Genomic DNA, 19,408 nt, shown 5'->3' with positions numbered 1-19,408 from the left:
CTTTATGATTACTGTATCCGTTTTGACCCTTTTCAGCTTGGGATTCGCTTCGGCTGGTATTTTGGCCATTGCGTCCAAAGTGTTGTATGTCGAGGAAGACCCTCGCATTGAGGTTGTCACCGAAGCACTTCCCGGCGCCAATTGCGGCGGTTGTGGATTTGCCGGCTGCGAAGCGTATGCCGCAGCGGTCATCAATGACCCCGACATGCCGCCCAACAAATGTTGTGCCGGCGGCCCTGATGTCGCCACCAAAGTGGCGGAACTCACCGGCAAGGCCGCCGGTGATTCCGATCCTGAGGTGGCGTTTAGGCGCTGTATCAAAGTCGAAGGCAATGTCGCCAAAAAGTTTGATTACTTTGGCATTGAGAGTTGTGCCGCCGCCAAACTGGTTCAGGACGGCCCCGATGCCTGCAAGTACTCCTGTCTCGGCTTTGGCGACTGCGTGCGTGCCTGTCCCTTTGACGCCATGTGGATCGAGAATGATTTGGTCCACATCGCGCCGGATAAATGCACCAGCTGTGGCACGTGCGTGCGCACCTGCCCGAACTCGATTCTTGAGCTTATTCCCAGGCGCTCACGCGTCATGGTTTTTTGTTCATCCCAGGACAAGGGCAAGGCTGTTAAGGATGTCTGTGAAGTTGGCTGCATCAGCTGCGGCGCCTGCATCAAGAAGTGTCCGGCCAAGTGCATTTCCATGGTCGATGATCGCATTTCCATCGATCACAAGGCGTGTCTGGCTTACGGTCCCTCCTGCAAGGAGATTTGCGTGGAGATATGTCCTCGCAATATTCTGCGCTGCCTGAATCCCGAGTTGATGTCGGCCGCGCCCGACATGGAGCCCGCGCGTTATCCCGAAGAATCACATGTCGCGGACCTGAACGCCTAACCCACGCCACAGAATCGGAGCATAAATATGAAGCATGGGACCCACACTCAAGACCGCCGTGATTTTCTGAAAAAACTGGCTGTGCTCGCCGGTGGAGCAGCACTGGCTCCTGCGTTGCGCGTGCTTCCGGCCATGGCTGCGAGCGGCTTGGTCATGACCACCGAAAAGCGCATGCTCATGGGAACGATTGTCGGCATGACCGTCATGGCCCCAAGTAAGAATCAGGGTCAAGAAGCCATTGGCCGCGCTTTTGATGAAATGAATCGTTTGATCGGCATTTTGAGCCGATTTGATTCCAATACCGCCTTGTCCGCCCTGAATGTTCACGGACGCCTTTCCGGATCTCCGCGGGAACTGCTGGACGTCCTGGCTCACGGAAGCACGCTGCACCGTCAATCCGGTGGACGCTTCGACATGACTGTGGCACCTGTTGTCAACCTCATGGAACGCACCAAGGGGCAGCCTGACGCAAAGGAACTTCAAGAGGCCCTGGCTCTGGTTGATTCCACCCAAGTGCGGCAGAGCGGATCGGATTTGAAGTTCACCACATCCGGGATGAGCGCGACTCTTGACGGAATAGCCAAAGGATACATTGCCGACAAAGCGGCAGAAATGCTGGGCGCGCTCGGAGTTGCTCATTACATGGTCGATGCCGGCGGAGACATTCGCGTCCAGGGCTCGCCCAAAGGTGACGGTCGTCCGTGGCGCATTGCCATCGAAGATCCAAACAAGCAGGGCGATTATCCTGCCGTCATCGAAATGCGTTCGGGCGCCGTGGCAACATCCGGCGGTTATGAAGTCTTTTTTGATTCTTCCCGCAAATCGACTCACCTGATCAACCCCGAGACCGGCGCTTCCCCGCAGTACATCAGAAGCGTGAGCGTCCAGGCTCCCACGGTTATGCAGGCTGACGGCCTGGCCACGTCGCTGAGTCTCATGTCACCGCGCGAGGCTTTGCGTCTGACCTCATCGCTGCCCGGTCATTCCTGTCTGCTGGTGACCTCCTCCGGTGCGCGCCTTGCTTCTCCTTTATGGAGCTAACACACTGAATTATTATTCTAACGAGCAGAAAAGCCGGCCAAAAGCCGGCTTTTCTTTTTAGAAAATGATACTCCAGTTTATCCAGTTTTTCCGTTTCTGCATATTTCCTCCCTTTATTCCGACATGTTTTGCCCTTATGGTGTTTGTGAGCTATACGCTTTCGTCATGGCTGGTGGTCATATCAGCCTTTCGCTTTACCACCTGTAAGGGGATACTGTGATGAATATACGGATCTGGACTGTGCGCGTTTTGCTGGGGTTGGTCGTGGTTTGCGGAATTCTGGCCGGAGTGCTGCTGCTGAACTTCGATCCCAACGATTACAAATCCCAGATCGTCAAATCCGTGCGCGATAACACCGGGCGCGAGTTGCTCATTTCCGGGGATATCGGCCTGGAATTTTTCCCGTACCTGTCCGTTTCCATCAGTGATCTTGAGCTTGGGAACTGCCAAGGTTTCAGCGGGCCCTTTTTGACCCTGAGCGGAGCGCACTTAAAAACCCGCCTCTTGCCTCTTCTCTCTTCACGGTTGGACGTCGTGGCTATCGATATTGAGGGACTTTCCCTGTTTCTTTCGCGAGATGAGAGTGGACGCGGTAATTGGATGGATCTTGCCACTCCTCCTTCGGATGATGCAAGTGCTCCAGATAAACCTGTTTTGGCCCGGGATAAACGAGTACCGTTTCTGGCGGGGCTGATTGTGGACGGACTGCACGTTTCGGATGCCCGGATTGTCTGGGACGACCAGCGCAGTGGTGAGAATTTCGAGGTCGCCGGCATTCGTCTGGACGTGTCCGATTTTGCTTTCGGCGTGCCTTTTGTGGTGGATACCTATGCACGGGCAAAGCGGGGTGAGATCACCGCAGAACTTGATTTTTCCGCCAAAGCGACTCTGGACCTTGATCGTTTGGGCGTCGAGGATCTGGCCATGAAGGCCATTTTGTCCGGAGATTCTCTGCCGGGCAGCCCTGAGACCATATCTCTTTCGGCAGATTTTTTTTCTACTGACGGCCGGATCGACAATGGACGAATGCAGGGCTTGGGGCTTGATGTCGGTTTTTCGGCACAGGCATCGAGCGGTACCGACATCAATGGCGTTCTTGATGTGGCACGCTTCAATCCAAAGGATGCATTTACCCGGCTTGGGTTGGCCTTTCCTGATTTTAAGGACCCATCCGCTCTGGAAGAGGTGGCCTTTTCATGTACATTGACCAAAGGACAGGATGGTTTTGCGGCGACGAATTTGCGGCTCGTGATCGACGATCAAGCGCTTAGAGGCCGTGTCGCCGTCCATGGCCGCACAAATCCGCAGGTTGACCTCGATCTGCACCTCGATACCTTGAATCTGGACCGTTACCGCATGCATTCCGATCCCGGCGAGGCACAGGCTTCCTCCGGATCTTCGGACGAAAACATCGAATTGCCGGTCAAGATGATGCGCAAACTGAATCTGAACGCGACGTTGGCAGTGGATTCACTTACCGTGTACAATCTGCGTGTATCCGACGCACGCATTCGCCTGACGGCCAAAGACGGTCTGTTCGACATGCAGGAAATCGAATCAGGTCTTTACGGCGGGCAGTTGAAGGGCGAGGGATCCCTGGATGTGCGTGGGCAGACACTTGTGTATACGTGGTCCCATCTCGTCTCAGGTTTGCAGATTGGGCCGTTGCTGCGTGATCTGCATGGCCAGGAAAGCCTTTCGGGTTCGATGCAAAGCAGCGCCGCCATCGATACGAGCGGGTGGAGCACAATGGATTTGCGGCGCAATCTGAAGGGGAAAGTGGATTTCAAAGTGACTGACGGTGCCATAAGCGGGGTGAACGTTTCGCAGTTGCTGCGTGATGGAATCCGCAAAGTGAAAGGCCTCTCCCCGGGACCGCAAGAATCGCCTCGCACGGTCTTTTCCGTCCTTTCAGCCAGCGGGAGCATCAGCAACGGGGTGGAGACGACGCCCGATCTTTTCCTTCTTGCGCCACGCTTCCGCGTCACCGGAAACGGTCAGACGGATCTGGTGCGCGAGGTCATGGATTTCAGTCTGCTGATCGAGCTTGCCGGGAGTCAGGGTCAATTCGATGAAGGCGCGCTTGGCTTGAACAGCATTCCGGTGCGGATCAGCGGTCCGGTGCGCGAGCCGACCATCAGCCCCGACATGGAAGCTGTTTTGCGGGCCTTGGGTTTGCGCGGCGGTCAGGCCGTGCAGGATGTTTTGAAAGGCGTGGGCTCGGGCCTGAACAAGGGCGTGGAGGGCTTGAAGAACCTCTTCAAATAACAGCTTTTTGATCAAAATCAAAAAGGCCGCACTGCGCGGCCTTTTTGTCGGTTACCTTCCGGGGCAGGTGGCCCGTGCAGTATTTTACTCAACGTCCCACTGAACGCCTTGGGCCGTGTCCTGGATGGTCACTCCCAGCGCAAGAAGTTCATCACGGATGGCGTCGGAACGGGCAAAGTCCTTGGCCGCGCGCGCTTCTTTTCGTTCCTGCAGCTTGGTCTGCACCAGATCCGTGTCGATTTTCCTGCGCAGGACCCGGCTTTCTTTGAGTTGGGTTAAAAAATCGCTGCTGGGCATGAGAAAAAGGCCCAGCACCTCTCCCCAGCGTTCGAACAGCTTGAGGGCGTGGCGAATCATGTCCCGACCCTGTTCAGATTTCTTGAGGGTCTTGTCTTCCAGGATGCGGTTGACGATCTTCATTAGCACAAAAACATGCCCCAGGGCCGCGGCCGTGTTCATGTCGTCGGCCATGGAATCGTCCCACTTGGCTTCCAGAGCGGTGGCCTCGACCACGATTTCGGCCGGAAGAGGCGTGGCGGTCCATTTGGTGCCGGCTACGTGGGCCTCGGCGGCGGTCTTGGTCAGGTAGATGCGCTTCAATGCGCGTTCGGATTCTTCCAGAGCGTCGGAGGTGTAGTCCAGGGGGCTGCGGTAGTGCTTGGTGATGAGAAAGAAGCGCAGCACCTCGGGCAGGTAGTTGGCCAGGATGTCGCGAATGGTCACGAAGTTGTTGAGAGACTTGGACATCTTCTCCGAATTGATCTGCACGAAACCATTGTGGACCCAGTAGCGCACAAACTGCTTGTCCGTGGCCGCCTCGGTCTGGGCCCGCTCGTTTTCGTGGTGCGGGAAGGCCAGGTCCTGTCCGCCGCCGTGGATGTCGAAAGGCAGGGGCAGGTAGCGTTCGCTCATGGCCGAGCATTCAATGTGCCAGCCCGGGCGACCCGGTCCCCAGGGACTGGGCCAGGAAGGTTCGCCGGGTTTTGCTCCTTTCCAGAGAGCGAAGTCGAGCGGATCTTCTTTTTCCTCGCCGGGTTCGATGCGTGCCCCGGACATGAGGTCTTCGATGTTGCGGCCGGAAAGCTTGCCATAGTCGGCGTAGGAGCGGACCCGAAAATAGACGTCGCCGCTGGGAGTGGAGTAGGCGTGCTTCTTGGCGATGAGATTTTCGCAGAGTTCGATCATCTCTTTGATGTGCTCGGTGGCCTTGGGCTCGATGTCGGCCCGCAGGATGCCAAGGCGATCCATGTCGGTGTAGAAGGCGTCGATGTAGGAGCGGGCGATGCTTTCGAAATCCGTGCCCTCGCGGTTGGCGCGATTTATGATCTTGTCGTCCACGTCGGTGAAGTTGCGCACAAAAGTGACCTGCATGCCGATGTAGCGCAGGTAACGGACCAGGACGTCGAAGACCACGGCGGAGCGTGCGTGTCCGATGTGACAGTAGTCGTAGGCCGTGATGCCGCAGACATACATGGACACATGGCCGGGTTTGAGCGGGATGAATTCTTCTTTTTTCCTGGTAAGGCTATTGTAGATCTGCATGCTCATTCCTTGTGGTTGCGATGGGAAAATATGTTCAGCACCGTTTGGGTGCGTTCTCTGATCAGAGCTGCCGGCAAAAGCGAAAGCAGAGTCGCCAGCTCCGGTCCGCTGTCGCTGCCGGTCAGGGCCAGACGTATGGGGTGGTAAAGCTGACGGCCCTTGACCCCGGCTTCCTGGCTTATGCGGCGCAGCACGGCGCTTGCGTCGTCCTTTTGCAGGCTTGCGTCCGGGTTATGCTCGGACATGGCGTGGTCAAGCGCGTCAAGAACCGGCAGGCTGGCGGCCAATTCGGTCAGCGCGCTGGGGGTAAAGCGGGTTTCCTTTTCCGTGAAAAGAGGCAGCAGGGCGCGCAGCTCCTGCATGTTCGCCGCGTTTTCGCGCAGGCTGGCCAGCAGGTGCCGGCGGGTTTGCGGGTCGATGTCGTGCCAAGCGTTACCTGCGGGCAGGAATTCGTCAAGTTCACGGACCTGATCCGCGAGGTCCGCTGCCCGGAAAACGCGCGCGCTCAAGGCGTTGAGTTCATCCAGACTCATGACCGCGTTGCCACGGCCAAGCGCAAAGGGGTTGAACGCCCGGGCCATCTCGTCACGGGACGCAAAAATATTCTTTGTCGGCAAAGCCCCGGACAGGGATGCCAGGTACTGGACCACGGCCAGGGGTTCAAGGCCCATTTCCATGCACTCGGGGATGCTTAACGCCCCGCTGCGCTTGGAGAGCTTCTTGCCGTCCGCGTCCATGAGCAGGCCGTGATGGGCAAACGATGGAGCCGTGAGGCGCAGGGCATCATAGAGCAGGATCTGGCGGGCCGTGTTGGTCAGGTGGTCCTCGCCGCGCAGCACCAGATTGACGCCCATGTCAGCGTCATCGACGACCACGGCCAGATTGTAGCTTGGCCAGCCGTTTGAGCGCAGCAGCACGAAATCTCCGAACGCCCCCGCCGGAATGGACACTTGCCCCTTGATGAGGTCCGTGAAGCCGACTTCCGTCTTTTCGGGCAGACGGAAGCGGATGGCGTGGGCATCACCACGGTTCAGTTTTTCGGCACGCTCATCGGCCGACATGCGTGCGCAGCGACCGCTGTAGCGGGGGGGGAGGTTCTTGGCTGCGGCGTCCTTGCGGTCCTGTTCCAGCTCGGCATCGGTGCAGAAGCACGGGTAGGCCCGGCCTTCCGCCATGAGTCTGTCCACGGCCCTGCGGTAAAGATCAAGGCGCAGGCTCTGGTGGCGCACCGGTTCATCGGGAACAAGCCCGAGCCAGGACATGGACCACAGGATGGCGGCTTCGGCGGCGAAGGTGGAGCGTTCCTGATCCGTATCCTCAAGGCGCAGCAGAAATTTCCCGCCGCTTTGCTTTGCCAGAAGGTGGTTCAGGATAGCCGTGCGCACGTTGCCCAGATGCAGTGCTCCGGTGGGGCTGGGGGCGAAGCGGGTGATCCAGGGGCCGCCGGTCTTGAAATTGGTCATGGACGCGTCCTTGCCCCCGTGACGACGGCCACGGCCTTGATTCCTTCCTTGCGGCCGGTGAAGCCCAGGTGTTCTTCCGTGGTCGCCTTGACATTGACCTGCTGGTCACAAAGCTCAAGCAGGCGCGCCACGTTGCCGCGGATGGCCGCCTTGTGCGGAGCCAGGCGCGGGGTCTGGGCGATAACGGTCAGGTCGACATGGGTGATGCAAAGTCCCAACGCGCGAGCTTTGTCCATGACCTCCGACAGCAGGATGGCGGAGGAGATGTTCTCGAAGCGCTCGTCGCTGTCCGGAAAATGTTCGCCGATGTCCCCCAGGCCGAGGCAGCCGAGGATGGCGTCGCAGAGGGCGTGCAGGAGCACGTCGCCGTCTGAGTGCGCCTTGACGAAAGGGGCCCCGGCGATGGGCATGCCGCCCAGGACCATGGGCCGGTTGCCGCCGTAGGCATGCACGTCGTAGCCGAATCCGGTACAGGGCACGGGCAGTGGGGGGTGGGTGGCGAGCACGCGCAGGTCCTCCGGGGTTGTGATCTTCAGATTGGCGGTCTCGCCGGGCACGGTCCGGATGGTGAGGCCGGCGCGTTCGAACATGCTGGCGTCGTCCGTGACCGTCCAGTCTTCCGCCAGGGCCTGTTCGTGTACCCGGCGCAGCAGGTCGACCGGAAAAAGCTGCGGTGTCTGGACCGCACGCAGGGTTTCGCGCGCGAGCGTGGACAGGACCAGGTTGTTTTCGACCTGTTTGATCGTGTCCGTGACGGGGATGACGGGAATGACGCCGCAGTCCTCATCCGTCAGGCCTGCAAGGAGGGCCTGTACGAGGGCGGGCGTGAAAAAGGGGCGCGCGCTGTCGTGCACAAGCACCCGGGTGCAATCCCGGGGCAGGGCTGCCAGGCCCAAGCGCACGGAGTCCTGTCTTCTGTCTCCGCCACAGACAGCCAGGATGCGAACGCCCGGGTCCGCGATGTTTTTGAGGGTTTCGAGTTCAGCGCTGCGCAGGTCCAGCTCTTGGGCCGGAAAAACAAGGACCACGCCCGCAAGTGCAGGCACTGCGGACATGGTCAGGACGCTGCGCCAATAGAGGGGATGTCCCTCATGGTGCAGAAACTGTTTGCGTGTGCCGCCCGTTGCCGGAGCCAGACGCGAACCCTGGCCCGCAGCCAGGATTATGGTCCAAAGTGAGTGTGTCATTATCAAAAAATACGGAGCCGGACGATAAGCCGGATTCTGTGCCCGTTGCCGGGCGGCTGTCATTCCTCTAGGGCGGCGGTTACCCGCCGTCTCCAGCAACCTACCCGAAGGGTCGTGACCGGGCCGGCCACCTTCCTATTTGGTCTTGCACCGGATGGGGTTTACCTAGCTTGCCGCGTCACCGCGACAACTGGTGGGCTCTTACCCCACCTTTTCACCCTTACCCGGACATGAAGCCCGGGCGGTTTGTTTCTGTGGCACTGTCCCGGGGTCGCCCCCGCTGGACGTTATCCAGCATCCTGCCCTGTGGTGTCCGGACTTTCCTCTCCCAATCTTGCGATCGGCAGCGACAGCCTGTCCGGCTCCGCAAAAAATCAATCATTACCCGAGAAATGACGCTCCCAGAAAATGATGCGCAGGCAGTTGGGACAGCTTAAGATCTGCTCGCCCTTCTGCAGGTCGATGAAGGCCTGGGGCGGGATGACCACATGACAGCCCAGGCAAACGCCTTCGCTGACCGGCACGATGACCGGATTCGGGATGCGGTCGCGAATGAAATTGTAGCGGGTTAGGATCGGCGCGGGAACGGCCTCGGAGGCCTTTTTCTTTTCCTTGTCCAGGATTTCGATACGGGCGCGCTTTTCGGCCAGTTCCTGGTCCAGGGTGGACTGCTGGGCGGTGATGGTTGCTTCCAGGCTGTCGATGTCGCCCTGCAGGGCATCCTTGCGACCCTCGAGGTCGGAAAGATCCGCAAGAAGATTGGCCTTCTCTTCCTCGCGGGAGCGGTTCATCTTCTCCATGGTGTCCATCTCACGCATCATGGCGTGATATTCCTTGGTGTTTTCGACCATCATGAGCTTGTTCTTGCTCTTCTTGACCTTCTGGGTGTCGTTTTCGATCTCGCTTTCCAGACGGTTCTTCTGCTCCATAAGCACGTCGACCTTTTCCTGGATCACGGCCTGCTGCTGCTTGAGGTAGGCCTGTTTTTCCTGCAGGCTCTGCAGCTGCTTGGGCGCGTCTTCGAGGATGCGCTGCAGGGTGATCATCTCCGAATCCACTTTTTGCAGCACGACCAGCTGCTCGATCTGTTCCATATAAATACTCAAGGTAGCATCCTCCTCAAAAACGTATCAATTTTCCGGGATGTTCCCCGGGAAGATTCAAACAAAAGGATTGCGGCCCGACAGAAAGACGACCCGAACTCCCTCGGGGGACAGGTCGCGGTCCAGGCCTTCGCTCCAGATGCGCATCATGGTCTCTTCAAGACAAAAATGTCCGACATCGATGGTCAGGCCGAGGTCCTGCACGGCCTGGGCCTGGTGATATTTGACGTCGCCGGTCAGATAGACGTCCGCGCCTCCCGCGAAGGCGGCCGGTCCCAGCTCGGCTCCCGATCCGGGGCAATAGGCCACTCGGATGACGCTCTGCGGAGCCTGCCCGACCATGCGCGACAGCGGCAGGCCTAGGGCGCTCAGATGGGCTGCGAATTCATCCCAGGCCAGGGCAACCGGCAACGTTCCGATGCATCCGAAACCGTATTCACGAATCGGCGCGGCCAGGGCGATCTCCTGGAAGGATGATCCGGGTTCCAGCCTGGCTTTGAAAGCGGCGCTTTCATCCGGCCAGAGGAGATATTCTTCCATGTGTCCGTCGCGGCGGGCGAGGTTGCCTCCGAAATCCCGGACTTTTTCCTGCACGGCCGGGTCCGTCAGGCGCACGACCACCGGCGTTTCGCGGCGGGTCACTTCAAGGATGCGCATGTCCTGCATCCGCAGGGCGCGGCCCAGCCAGTTGACCGGCCCGTCCGGGTTGGCGTCCAGGGAGGTGTGTGCGCTGTAAAGCCACAAAGAGGTGCCCAGGGTCAGCCGCAGGACCTCATGAAAGTCGTCCAGGCGGCTCGGCAGCCGGGGCGAGAGACTGAGCGGGTGGTGGCAGAGCAGAAAATCCGCCTCGTGATCCACCGCCTGGCGTACAGTTTCGGCACTGGGGTCCAGGGCCACGCACAACGTCTTGACCTCCGAAGCGGCAGAGGCGATCTGCACGCCGCATTTGTCCCAGGACGCTGCCAGCTGTGGCGGGGCCGTGGATTCAATGCGGGAGATCAGGGTCGAGGGGTGCATGGAGCTCCGTAAAAAAATCGGGTCGTTGTGCCGTCCTGCCGCTACGCCCGATGGACACGTCCGGTGGACAGGGAAAGTTGCAAACTTAGTAACCAGACCCCGTGATGTCAATGCGAGGCACAACGAAAAAGGCTCAGGCCTTGCGTGGCCGGAGCCCTTCAGTCATTAGGAATTCTGTTTCCAGGGCAAAGGCTTGAAAAACAGCCGGACCTTGCGCGTGTTCCTGTTACCAATAACATGCCTGGTCCGATCTCGGGAAGAAGCGCGCCCGGGAGCGGAACCTTGAGCATAGGGAGGCGTGGAAGTCAACGTTTCTTGGGAGAATATCGCAGGCATGGCGGGGATTCGCCCGTGATCGAACGGGAATCAAAAATGATGCAGTCCTCCTTTTTTTATGAAGAGGCAGGAATTGTACAACTGCCGCGTTTACAGCCACTATTCGATTTCACTACGATCGAAAGATCCGAGTATCCGTAACCGCAGGAGGGAAAAATGAAATTCATGCTGACAGGAGCCTTATTGGCCATGTCGCTTTTGGCAGTGGGCTGCTCCGGCGAACCGTCCGAGGCCGACATCCGGGCCGCCTTTGAGAAAGACATGGCGAGGACCGCTCAAAGTCTCGACGAGGCCGGAAAGCTGTTTGGCGGAGTGGGCAAGTCGTTTACGGATTCCTTGGGCAAGACGGAGCTGCACGCCGTCAAGAAGATCGGCTGCGCGGAGGCCAAGGAAGCCCCCGGATTCGTTTGTGACGTCGAGGTCGATATGACCGTCCCGATTGCAGGGCGTTCCAAGGAAATGACCACGGTGCGCTTCGTGAAGGGGCCCGATGGCTGGGTGGTCGTGCAATAGAGGGCTTCTTTGTCGGAATTGGGCGCGCATCCATTGCCGCGTGGCTTTTTGGATGCGCGCCCAATGCTCAGTTCACATCCTGCCTGTGATCGGTTCTTTCTTCTTTGCGCGCCGGAGTTCCCGGAATCCACCAGCGCAGGGTTTTCTTCGTTTCCGAGGCCGTGACCTGCCGCGTGCGGTACATGGAGTAGAGCATGGAGCTTCCGATCAGGGCGGCCGTGGCCATGAGCGCCATTTCCGTCGAGATGACCTTGGTCCCGAAATACGTGTTCACGGTCATCTTGGCCCCCACCAGGATGAGCACGAAGGAGAGACCGTATTTGAGGTAGTGGAAGCGGTGGATCACTCCGGCCAGGGCGAAATACAGGGCCCGCAGGCCCAGGATCGCGAACACGTTGGAGGAATAGACGATGAACGTGTCCTTGCTGATGGCCAGGATTGCAGGGATGGAGTCGATGGCGAAGATGACGTCCGAGACCTCGACGATGACGAGGACCATGAACAGGGGCGTCATGAACAAGAGGCCGTCGCGCCGGACCCAGAATTTCTCGCCCTCGAAGTCTTCGGTGACCCGGAAGTGGCTGCGCATGAACCGGGCGATGCGGTTGCGCGAGAGATCCGGTTCCTGGTTGATGGTGATGAGCATCTTGATGCCGGAGGCGATGAGCAAGACGCCGAACACATAGAGCAGCCAGTGGAAGGTCGCGATGGCGCTGGCCCCGGCGATGATCAGCGTGGCGCGCATGGCCAGGGCGCCGAGGATGCCCCAGAAGAGAATCCGGCGCTGATTGGCTTTGGACACTGAAAAATGCAGAAAGATGAGCAGGAAGACAAAGATGTTGTCCACGCTCAGGCTTTTCTCGATGAAATACCCCGTCAGAAACTCGAGTCCGGCCTGCGAACCCTTGAAATAATACACCCCCGCCCCGAACATGAGCGCCAGCAGCACGTAGCCCAGACTGACCCAAAGGGCCGTGCCGACGCTCATATCCTTGTTTTTGCGCTGCACCACGCCAAGATCGAAGAGCAAGAGCGCGAAAATGAAAACATGAAATCCGACCCACAGCAATAACGTGCTCATATATTTCTCCAAAGTTTATTCATAGCCAAGGGAAGCCCGCAGACTCCCGTGGTTGCGGTATTCGGGATTGGGAAAAGCGGTTCAGTGAAACAACGTCTGGCGCCGCCGGGAGGGCGGGGCGGATCGCTGGCTGAGAAACGAGGGTGGTTCGGCCATGGCTGGCGACCGATGGCGTGGGCGGGGGGAGAAAAAACCTTCATGGAACCTCCGAAAGTTGGCCGGAGGTCAATAAAAAAAGACCTCCAGCATGGTTGTCATGCTGAAGGTCTTGCTCATCGGTTTGATCCGACGACAAGGCCAAGCGCGTGGGCGCCAGTGATGTTGACCTTGTCTCGAGGAGCTACTCCCCTTCAAAGGATATAAATACAGAGTGTCCTCCATAATCGTCAAGCCGTAATTTTAGGCGTGTTGCCGATATGAAGTGCCGGATCGTGATGCGGCAGGGCGCTGTCCGGCAAATGCCGCGCGGTCTCATGCCGGCCAGAGCATGGGCAGCAGCCAGACCGACACGGCCATGACCACAAGCGTCAGCGGGGCACCGACCTTGACGTAGTCCATGAACTTGTATCCGCCGGGGCCCATGACCAAAAGATGCGCCGGGTGTGACAGGGGGCTCGCGAAGCTCGCGGAAGCGGCCATGGCCACGGTCATCATCAGGAGTTGCGGCGAGATGCCCAGCGCCGAGGCCGCGCCGAGGGCCACGGGTGCCATGAGCACCACCAGGGCAGCAGTGGGGATGACCTGCGTGCCGAGCACCGTCACTCCGAACAGCGCGGCCACCACCCAGCGCGGGCCGAGGTCGCCAACCAGGCCGATGAGCGCCTCGGCCCCCATCTGCGCCGCCCCGGTGTTCTCGATGGCCATGCCAAGCGGGAGCATGCCGGCGATGAGAAAGATCACTTTCCATTCGATGGAGTGGTAGGCCTCCTCCATGGTCAGGCAGCCTCCGACGACCATGGCCGCCATTCCGGTCAGGGCCGCGATGGCGATGGGCACGAAGCCCAGGATGGCGCTCAGCAGCACGGCCACCATGATCATGGTGGCCAGGGGCGCCTTGTGCAGGCGCGGGGCCTTGGCCGCGGCCTGGTCCAGCACCAGGAAGTCCTCGTCCCGGGCCACGGCCTCCAGGCTCTGGCGCGGGCCGTAGACCAGCAACGCGTCTCCGAACTGCAGGGGCATGTCCTGCAGGCCCGTGCGGCAGGCGCGCCCCTTGCGGAGCACGGCCAGGACGCTCAGACCATAATGGTCGCGGAAGAGCAGGTCGCTCAAGGTCTTGCCGGCCAGGGTTGTCCGGGGCGAGAGCAGCACCTCGGTCATGCCGATTTGTTGGGACTCCAGTTCGGCGGCCAGCCGCGAGGACTGTTCCGAAATTTCCAGGTCCTGCAGGCCCTCGAACACGTCGATGTCCCGCGCCAGACCCTGGACCACGAGCAGGTCTCCGGCCTGGATCGTCTCCTCCGGGGCGGGCAGGCAGTCCACCTTTCCGTCCCGCGCCAGACCCACCACCGTCAAACCGAAGGCGTTGCCCAGGCGGCTTTCCACCAGGTTGCGCCCGGCCAGCACCGATCCTTCCGGCACCCGCACGGAGCAGAGGCTGAGCAGCTCGCAGCCCGGCGCATCGGCCGAACCATCCGCCAGCGGCGTTCCGAGCTCGACCAGACCCTTTTCGGCCAGATTCTCCAGGACCTGATGCTCGCCCTGGAGCACCAGGCCGTCCCCTTCCTCGAAACGGTGGCGCCGGAAGTCTCCCAGGCATTCTCCTGTCGGCGAATTGAGGGCCAGCACATGCACATGATGGTCCCGGCGCAGCCCGCTTTCGGCCAGGGTGCGTGCGATGAGGGGCGATCCTTTGCCGATGCGGACCGATGCCGCGCCAAGGCGGCGGGTGATCTCGGCGGTCTCGGGTCCGCCTGGTTCGACCTGCAGGTGCCTGCTGCCGTGGAAGTGGCTGACCTGGTCCGCCTGGCCGTGGACAATGATGATATCGGCGGCTTGCAGGGTTTCCTGGGCCCGGGGGGAGAGGATGAGCTCGCCTGCGCGGTGCAGGCCCACTACCGTCAGGTACAGGGCCGAGCCCAGGCGGCTTTCTGCCAGATTGCGCCCGATGAGGGGGGACGCCGGCGGAAGTTCGATGGTGAAGATGTGCGCGCCGATCTCGTAGGCCGACTCGATGCCGTTTTTGCGAGTCCCCGACGTTCCGCCCTTGGGCAGCAGACGCTTGCCGAGGAGGACCATGAAAGCGATGCCGGCCACGACCAAGGCACCGGTGATGGGGGTGAAGTCGAAGATCTTGAAGGTCGTCAGTCCGGCGGCACGCAAGGCGTCCGTGGCCAGGATGTTGGGCGGCGTGGAGATGCCCGTGAACGGTCCGCCGAGCAGGCAGCCCAGGGCCATGGGCATGAGCAGACGCGCGGGCGGCAGACCGCTGCGGCGGGCCAGATCCATGGTCGCGGGCAGCAGGATGACGGCAACGGTGGTGGTGTTGATGAGGGCGGAGAGGATGCCGGCCGCCGCCATGAGCACCACGATCAGCACGGCTTCGCCCTTGCGCGCGAAGAGCTGCAGCGGCTGGCCGATGCGGTAGGCCACGCCCGTACGGGTCAGCCCGGCCGAGAGCACGAACATGGCCAGCACCGTGATGACCGCCGGACTGCTGAATCCGGCCACGGCTTCTTCCGGGGAAACGAGGCCGGTCAGGGCCAGGGCGGCAAGGACCATGATCCCGACCACATCCGCAGGCACCCAGCCGCCGATAAAAAGGACCAGGGCGCAAAGCACGATGAACAGGAGAATGAAGAGGGACAGCATGGTCTGTGAGAACTCCGTGAAACTGTTGGGATCAATGATGCCGGCAGTGCCGTGCCCTGGTCGCGGAAAGATGGGCAGGGCCAGTTCCCGCTCAAAGCACTAAGCATGGCGCGGTACGCCGGATCGGGTCAAGAAGGAAAAAGCGCTCGGGTTTCCGGATTTGCGGTCAAGGGAGGTGCGCATGCGTTTTGCACCGTCGGTATTGCCGGTTGCCATCAAGGATGACTTGCAACCTCGCTGCGATTATGAAGTAACATCGATTGCATTTTTTTATGGATGTCCGGTCTGAATGCAGGCCACACTGTCGGCTTTGGGCCGTCAGATCCCCGAACTCACGGAGCACCGAGTGGAATACCTCGTCATTTGTCTGGCCAGCCTGGCCGTTTCCGGCCTGACCCTTTTCTCCGGTTTTGGTCTCGGCACGGTGCTGACCCCGGTCATGGCCATCTTCTTTCCTATCGAGACGGCCGTGGCAGTGACCGCTGTGGTGCACTTCGCCAACAACCTCTTCAAGCTTGCCCTGTTCGGCCGGCAGGCCGACTGGGGCGTGAGCCTGCGCTTCGGCCTGCCCGCCCTGGTCGCGAGCTTCGCCGGAGCCTGTGTGTTGGTCAGCGTCTCGGACCTAGAGCCGCTCTTTTTCTACACCCTGGCCGGGGGCGAGTTTTTCATCACTCCGGTCAAGCTCTTGGTCGGCGTGCTCATCGTCTTTTTCGCCGCCCAGGAACTGCGCGGCGGGAAGAGACAGGCCATTTCACCAGTCTGGTTGCCCCTTGGCGGGATCGTCAGCGGGTTTTTCGGCGGGCTGTCGGGCAACCAGGGGGCCTTCCGCAGCGCCTTCCTGCTGGGCGCGGGCCTGGGCAAGGATGCCTTCATCGCCACGGGCGTGGTCCTGGCCTGCGTGGTCGACGTGACGCGCCTTGGCGTCTACGCGGGCATGTCCGGTTCGCACATGATCACTGATAATGCGGGCCTTGTGGTCGCCGCCACCTTGTCGGCCTTCCTGGGCGTGCACTACAGCCGCAAGGTGCTCCAAAAAATCACCATCCAGACGGTGCGGCTGCTGGTCGGCGCGATGCTCCTGCTGCTGGGAGGGGGGCTGGCGGCGGGATTGATCTAGGCGGGGCGGGCACGGAGCGCGTCTGGCAACATCCCGATCACTTGAAATCGTCAAAGCGAAAGGCCGCCTCTCGAAGCAGGCGGCCTTTCGCTTTGACGGTGACGGCCGGCTTGGCGGTCGTCAGTTCCATTGGCTCTTCAGAGTCTGTGGAACGCGGATTCGTCCGTTCTTTCCGGATCGCTACCACGTGACAAGCGGCGCGTGGCGCACGGCCTGGATAATCAGCCACAAACCCACGCCGACGGCGCACAGGCCCAGGGCATAGGACGCGGCCCGGGCCAGGACGGGGGCGTCCTGCATGGTCATTGTCGTCAGCCGGCCCTCTTTCCCGAGCCGTTCCACCCAGGCCGGTCTCTCCTCGGTCTGCGCCTTCAGATCGGTTCCCCCCGCGAACATGGCGCGGTCCATGGGGAAGTTGTGCCGTCTGAGGTGTGCCACGAAGAAGTGGATGATAAAGACGTGCCCCATGGCCAGCACCGCCTCGATGCGGTGCACCCAGAAGGCCACGTTCAGGGACCACCCCGGCAGCCAGCGGCTCGTCGCCAAGGGCGAGATGAGCATGAGGCCTGTCCCGCCGATGATGACCATGCCCCAGAAGACGGCCCAGTAGTCGAACTTCTCCCAGTATCCCCAACGCTCGAAGTGCGGAGCTTTGGTCAGGCCGAGCATCCATCCCAAGTGCCTGAGGAAGTCGCCCGCGTCCCGCAACCGGGGCAGCAGGGAATCCGGCCCGGTCATGGCGCGTCTCGCCGTGACGGCTACGGCGGCCAGATAGATCAGGTGCGCGGCGAAGAGGGCCAGCATGGCGATCCCTCCCCAGATATGCAGGGCCAGGGCCCTCTCCTGGCCGCCCAGGAGGCCGGTCAGGGTCTGTCCGAAGGCCGTCTCGTGGTACATCCGGGCCAGGCCGGTGGCCGATTGCCACAGGAACGTAATGAGAAGCAGCGCGTGAAAGGCGCGCTGCGCAGGTGTGAACCGTCGTATTCTCATGGCGTACCCTCCTTGGCCGGGGCTTTGGAGAACAGTTCCCGCAGTCCCCAGAGGACGGTGTGCGGCAGGAACAGGGCAAAGGTCAGCGCCGCGATGCCCGTCATGATCCAGAAAGCCCAGGCCAGCTCCGGAAAGGTGACCAGGGTCGCCGCTTTCATGGGCGGCGGTTCGTGGATGACGTACAAAGCGAAGGACGCGCTGGCTCCTTGATGGCATTTGGCGCAGGCATAGGCGTGCCTGCGCATGGGGTTGAGGGGGCTTGCGGCCGAACTGACGGCTGCGATGGGTTCCCCTCCGTGGCACTGTCGGCATTGCACTGCTCCGCGCAGCACGTGCTTGTTGTTGACGGCATGCTCGGCATGGCAGCGCGCGCAAGCCAGGCTCGGGGAGTAGTTGCGCACGCCTGCGTGGGCGTCCCAGGCGAATATGGCCTGCCAGTTGCGCGGCCCGGCGGCGGGGTTATAGCGCAGTTCCGGTCTGGCGGCGCCGCGCAGCCTCCCCATGGCTCCGGCCCGGCCGCTGCTGACTTCGTGATCGCCGTAGCGCCCGGTGCTCGACTCCATTTCGCCGTAGCGCCCGTGAGTCACGCGGGAGAGCTCCTCTTGAGCTCCGGCTGTGATCCACGCGGCCAGAGCGAGAAGGATCCCGAGCCCGAGTCGGACGATGAGTCGCATCATGATCCACCTCCCTCGGGGTTACTGCGCCCCTCCGGCTTCACTGATGAACCCGATGGACTGACCCATGGGCTTTGGGAGTCTCGCCAGGGCGTCATACTGCTTCTGCAGTTGGGCCAGATCCGCGTCCTTGTGCTTGTGGCAGGTCTGGCAGGAATTCGGGATGGCGGGATTGGCCAGGGTTTCCTTGGGCAGCAGCGGCTTGAAGACATGGCTGTGCAGGTCGCCGGACTCGGCGCTCTTGACTACCCTGGGCATGTGGCATCCCACGCAGTTGGCGTGCGAGTGGATGGAATGCGCCAGGTTCTGATTGAGCTGGGTGTGGCAGGACAGGCACTGGTTGGAGCCGGCTTCCTTGGTCTGCAGCCTGGTGTCTGAAATTCCGAGCTTGTGCACATAGTGGCATGAGGTGCACGCGACGCCTTCCATGTAGTGCTTGGACAGCTTCCAGTCGATGTACTGCTGGTGGTGGGCCTTGGAGAACTCGTTGCCGTACATGTGCTGCTTGTCGCCTGCGGCGAAAGACGTCGACTTGAAGTAGGTCTCCAGGGCCTTGCCGGGCATGTAGCCGACGGGCCACGCAGCCTTATCGTTTTTGGTGGCCTTGCCGCGGTTGTGGCAGGAACCGCAGATCTGGACGGCCACTCCTGGCGTCAGCTTGGCTGGGTTGACCACGGTCTGGCGCTTCTCGAACAGGGCGCTCTTGGGCAAGGCCACATGCCAGGAGCCGGGACCGTGGCAGGCCTCGCAGCCTACGGACGGTTCGAAGGTGCCTTTCTCCAGGTCCACGCCGGTCGCATGGCAGCCGCCGCACTTCAAGATCCAGGAGTTTTTGTCCCATTTGTCCTCATTGTAGTTCACCCAGCGGCCGGTGTCGGTGTTGTACTGGATGGGGGCCATGACGAGCATGCCGTCCTTCTGGACGAGGTAGCGCTGCTTCCACTGGCTGCCGATGGTGAAGAGGACCTCTTCGGGTTTGGGGATGTAGAACTGGTCCGGGGGGATTTTGAGGGAGTCCTTGATTTTTTCCAGGTCGGCCCGGATGGCCGCGGGGTCGAGTTCGGTCACGATGGCGTCCTGGTTGGCCTTCGCGTCCAGCAGCATGCGGCTGTGCAGGGTCATCTTCCAGGAGTCGTAGTGTTCGAGGTGGCACGTCTTACACTGCTCCGAACCTACGTAAGCCTTGGGTTTCGAGGTGAGCTGGGCGACGTTCACCTCCGGCTCTGTCGCCATGCATCCCAGCTGGGCGATCCAGGCCGCCAACGCCAGAAGAATCAGATTTCTTTTCTTCCGCTCCATACCGCACTCCTCAAGATGTTGAACGTGAGAGGGTTATCGGGCTTGGCGAACAGCACGGCATGCGCCGAGAGGTATAGCAGTGG

Annotated in this window: 15 protein-coding genes and 1 other RNA gene; 5 read left to right on the top strand and 11 right to left on the bottom strand. The window is 60.8% G+C overall.

Translation table 11 applies throughout. The features are described from left to right. The first annotated feature begins 4 nt into the window (after nt 1-4). The 3 genes from rnfB (at nt 5) to DBAC_RS09780 (ending at nt 4,195) form a co-directional block, all read left to right on the top strand. On the top strand, nt 5-886 hold the full coding sequence (gene rnfB, locus DBAC_RS09790; RefSeq protein ID WP_015774134.1) for an RnfABCDGE type electron transport complex subunit B: 882 nt from the start codon (nt 5-7) through the stop codon (nt 884-886). 27 nt (nt 887-913) lie between these two features. Further along, nucleotides 914-1,927, top strand: a complete 1,014-nt coding sequence (locus tag DBAC_RS09785) for an FAD:protein FMN transferase (protein ID WP_015774133.1) — start codon at nt 914-916, stop codon at nt 1,925-1,927. A 219-nt stretch (nt 1,928-2,146) separates the two neighbouring features. Next, on the top strand, nt 2,147-4,195 hold the full coding sequence (locus tag DBAC_RS09780) for an AsmA family protein (RefSeq protein ID WP_015774132.1): 2,049 nt from the start codon (nt 2,147-2,149) through the stop codon (nt 4,193-4,195). Nucleotides 4,196-4,279: 84 nt separating this feature from the next. On the opposite strand, the gene cysS is transcribed toward DBAC_RS09780, so the two are convergent. The 6 genes from cysS to DBAC_RS09755 form a co-directional block, all read right to left on the bottom strand. After that, nucleotides 4,280-5,737: a cysteine--tRNA ligase gene (gene cysS / locus DBAC_RS09775; protein ID WP_015774131.1), complete on the bottom strand. Its 1,458-nt coding sequence runs from the start codon at nt 5,735-5,737 to the stop codon at nt 4,280-4,282. Nucleotides 5,738-5,739: 2 nt separating this feature from the next. After that, nucleotides 5,740-7,200 carry a glutamate--tRNA ligase gene (gene gltX, locus DBAC_RS09770; RefSeq protein ID WP_015774130.1) on the bottom strand — a complete coding sequence of 487 codons (1,461 nt, stop codon included), beginning with the start codon at nt 7,198-7,200 and terminating at the stop codon, nt 5,740-5,742. Continuing rightward, complete coding sequence (gene ispD / locus DBAC_RS09765; RefSeq protein ID WP_015774129.1) at nt 7,197-8,387, bottom strand: 2-C-methyl-D-erythritol 4-phosphate cytidylyltransferase; 1,191 nt, start codon at nt 8,385-8,387, stop codon at nt 7,197-7,199. The genes gltX and ispD overlap by 4 nt, the downstream gene beginning before the upstream one ends. 9 nt (nt 8,388-8,396) lie before the next feature. Then, nucleotides 8,397-8,753: RNase P RNA component class A (rnpB, locus tag DBAC_RS18200), an RNA gene on the bottom strand. 8 nt (nt 8,754-8,761) lie between these two features. Next, nucleotides 8,762-9,493: a zinc ribbon domain-containing protein gene (locus DBAC_RS09760; protein WP_015774128.1), complete on the bottom strand. Its 732-nt coding sequence runs from the start codon at nt 9,491-9,493 to the stop codon at nt 8,762-8,764. Nucleotides 9,494-9,547: 54 nt separating this feature from the next. Next, nucleotides 9,548-10,507, bottom strand: coding sequence for a Nif3-like dinuclear metal center hexameric protein (locus DBAC_RS09755; protein WP_015774127.1), 960 nt, complete (start codon nt 10,505-10,507; stop codon nt 9,548-9,550). 492 nt (nt 10,508-10,999) lie between these two features. Between DBAC_RS09755 and DBAC_RS09750 the strand changes: the two genes are divergently transcribed. Continuing rightward, on the top strand, nt 11,000-11,356 hold the full coding sequence (locus DBAC_RS09750; RefSeq protein WP_015774126.1) for a hypothetical protein: 357 nt from the start codon (nt 11,000-11,002) through the stop codon (nt 11,354-11,356). A gap of 67 nt (nt 11,357-11,423) precedes the next feature. Here DBAC_RS09750 and DBAC_RS09745 read toward each other — a convergent pair whose 3' ends face one another. Continuing rightward, nucleotides 11,424-12,437: a TerC family protein gene (locus DBAC_RS09745; protein WP_015774125.1), complete on the bottom strand. Its 1,014-nt coding sequence runs from the start codon at nt 12,435-12,437 to the stop codon at nt 11,424-11,426. Nucleotides 12,438-12,908: 471 nt separating this feature from the next. Then, entirely contained in the window at nt 12,909-15,245 is a 2,337-nt protein-coding gene (locus tag DBAC_RS09740; RefSeq protein WP_015774124.1) for an SLC13 family permease, read from the bottom strand. A 289-nt stretch (nt 15,246-15,534) separates the two neighbouring features. Between DBAC_RS09740 and DBAC_RS09735 the strand changes: the two genes are divergently transcribed. After that, a complete protein-coding gene (locus DBAC_RS09735; protein ID WP_015774123.1) occupies nt 15,535-16,362 on the top strand; it encodes a sulfite exporter TauE/SafE family protein in 828 nt (275 codons plus the stop codon). A 180-nt stretch (nt 16,363-16,542) separates the two neighbouring features. Here the strand turns inward: DBAC_RS09735 and DBAC_RS09730 are convergent, their stop codons facing one another. The 3 genes from DBAC_RS09730 to DBAC_RS09720 are packed head-to-tail and all read right to left on the bottom strand — an operon-like array spanning nt 16,543 to nt 19,325. Beyond that, the gene (locus tag DBAC_RS09730) at nt 16,543-17,352 is read right to left on the bottom strand and encodes a formate dehydrogenase subunit gamma (RefSeq protein ID WP_043810806.1); all 810 of its coding nucleotides are present in this window, start codon (nt 17,350-17,352) and stop codon (nt 16,543-16,545) included. Further along, nucleotides 17,349-18,029 carry a cytochrome c3 family protein gene (locus tag DBAC_RS09725; RefSeq protein WP_043810805.1) on the bottom strand — a complete coding sequence of 227 codons (681 nt, stop codon included), beginning with the start codon at nt 18,027-18,029 and terminating at the stop codon, nt 17,349-17,351. Before DBAC_RS09725 ends, DBAC_RS09730 begins: the two co-directional genes overlap by 4 nt. Nucleotides 18,030-18,047: 18 nt before the next feature. Then, nucleotides 18,048-19,325 (bottom strand): ammonia-forming cytochrome c nitrite reductase subunit c552, encoded by a 1,278-nt coding sequence (locus tag DBAC_RS09720; protein ID WP_015774122.1) that lies wholly within the window; start codon nt 19,323-19,325, stop codon nt 18,048-18,050. Nucleotides 19,326-19,408 lie beyond the last annotated feature (83 nt).

Origin of the sequence: Desulfomicrobium baculatum DSM 4028, from assembly GCF_000023225.1 — a bacterium.
GTDB lineage: Bacteria > Desulfobacterota > Desulfovibrionia > Desulfovibrionales > Desulfomicrobiaceae > Desulfomicrobium > Desulfomicrobium baculatum.
The sequence above is the reverse complement of the archived record's forward strand: the minus strand, read 5'-3'. Positions and strand labels throughout refer to the sequence as shown.

Bases quoted from the DNA above. Each gene is read 5' to 3' on its own strand.
- rnfB (WP_015774134.1), top strand. From the start codon at position 5: ATGATTACTGTATCCGTTTTGACCCTTTTCAGCTTGGGATTCGCTTCG.
- DBAC_RS09785 (WP_015774133.1), top strand. From the start codon at position 914: ATGAAGCATGGGACCCACACTCAAGACCGCCGTGATTTTCTGAAAAAA.
- DBAC_RS09780 (WP_015774132.1), top strand. From the start codon at position 2,147: ATGAATATACGGATCTGGACTGTGCGCGTTTTGCTGGGGTTGGTCGTG.
- cysS (WP_015774131.1), bottom strand. From the start codon at position 5,737: ATGCAGATCTACAATAGCCTTACCAGGAAAAAAGAAGAATTCATCCCG.
- gltX (WP_015774130.1), bottom strand. From the start codon at position 7,200: ATGACCAATTTCAAGACCGGCGGCCCCTGGATCACCCGCTTCGCCCCC.
- ispD (WP_015774129.1), bottom strand. From the start codon at position 8,387: ATGACACACTCACTTTGGACCATAATCCTGGCTGCGGGCCAGGGTTCG.
- DBAC_RS09755 (WP_015774127.1), bottom strand. From the start codon at position 10,507: ATGCACCCCTCGACCCTGATCTCCCGCATTGAATCCACGGCCCCGCCA.
- DBAC_RS09750 (WP_015774126.1), top strand. From the start codon at position 11,000: ATGAAATTCATGCTGACAGGAGCCTTATTGGCCATGTCGCTTTTGGCA.
- DBAC_RS09745 (WP_015774125.1), bottom strand. From the start codon at position 12,437: ATGAGCACGTTATTGCTGTGGGTCGGATTTCATGTTTTCATTTTCGCG.
- DBAC_RS09740 (WP_015774124.1), bottom strand. From the start codon at position 15,245: ATGCTGTCCCTCTTCATTCTCCTGTTCATCGTGCTTTGCGCCCTGGTC.
- DBAC_RS09735 (WP_015774123.1), top strand. From the start codon at position 15,535: ATGCAGGCCACACTGTCGGCTTTGGGCCGTCAGATCCCCGAACTCACG.
- DBAC_RS09730 (WP_043810806.1), bottom strand. From the start codon at position 17,352: ATGAGAATACGACGGTTCACACCTGCGCAGCGCGCCTTTCACGCGCTG.
- DBAC_RS09725 (WP_043810805.1), bottom strand. From the start codon at position 18,029: ATGATGCGACTCATCGTCCGACTCGGGCTCGGGATCCTTCTCGCTCTG.
- DBAC_RS09720 (WP_015774122.1), bottom strand. From the start codon at position 19,325: ATGGAGCGGAAGAAAAGAAATCTGATTCTTCTGGCGTTGGCGGCCTGG.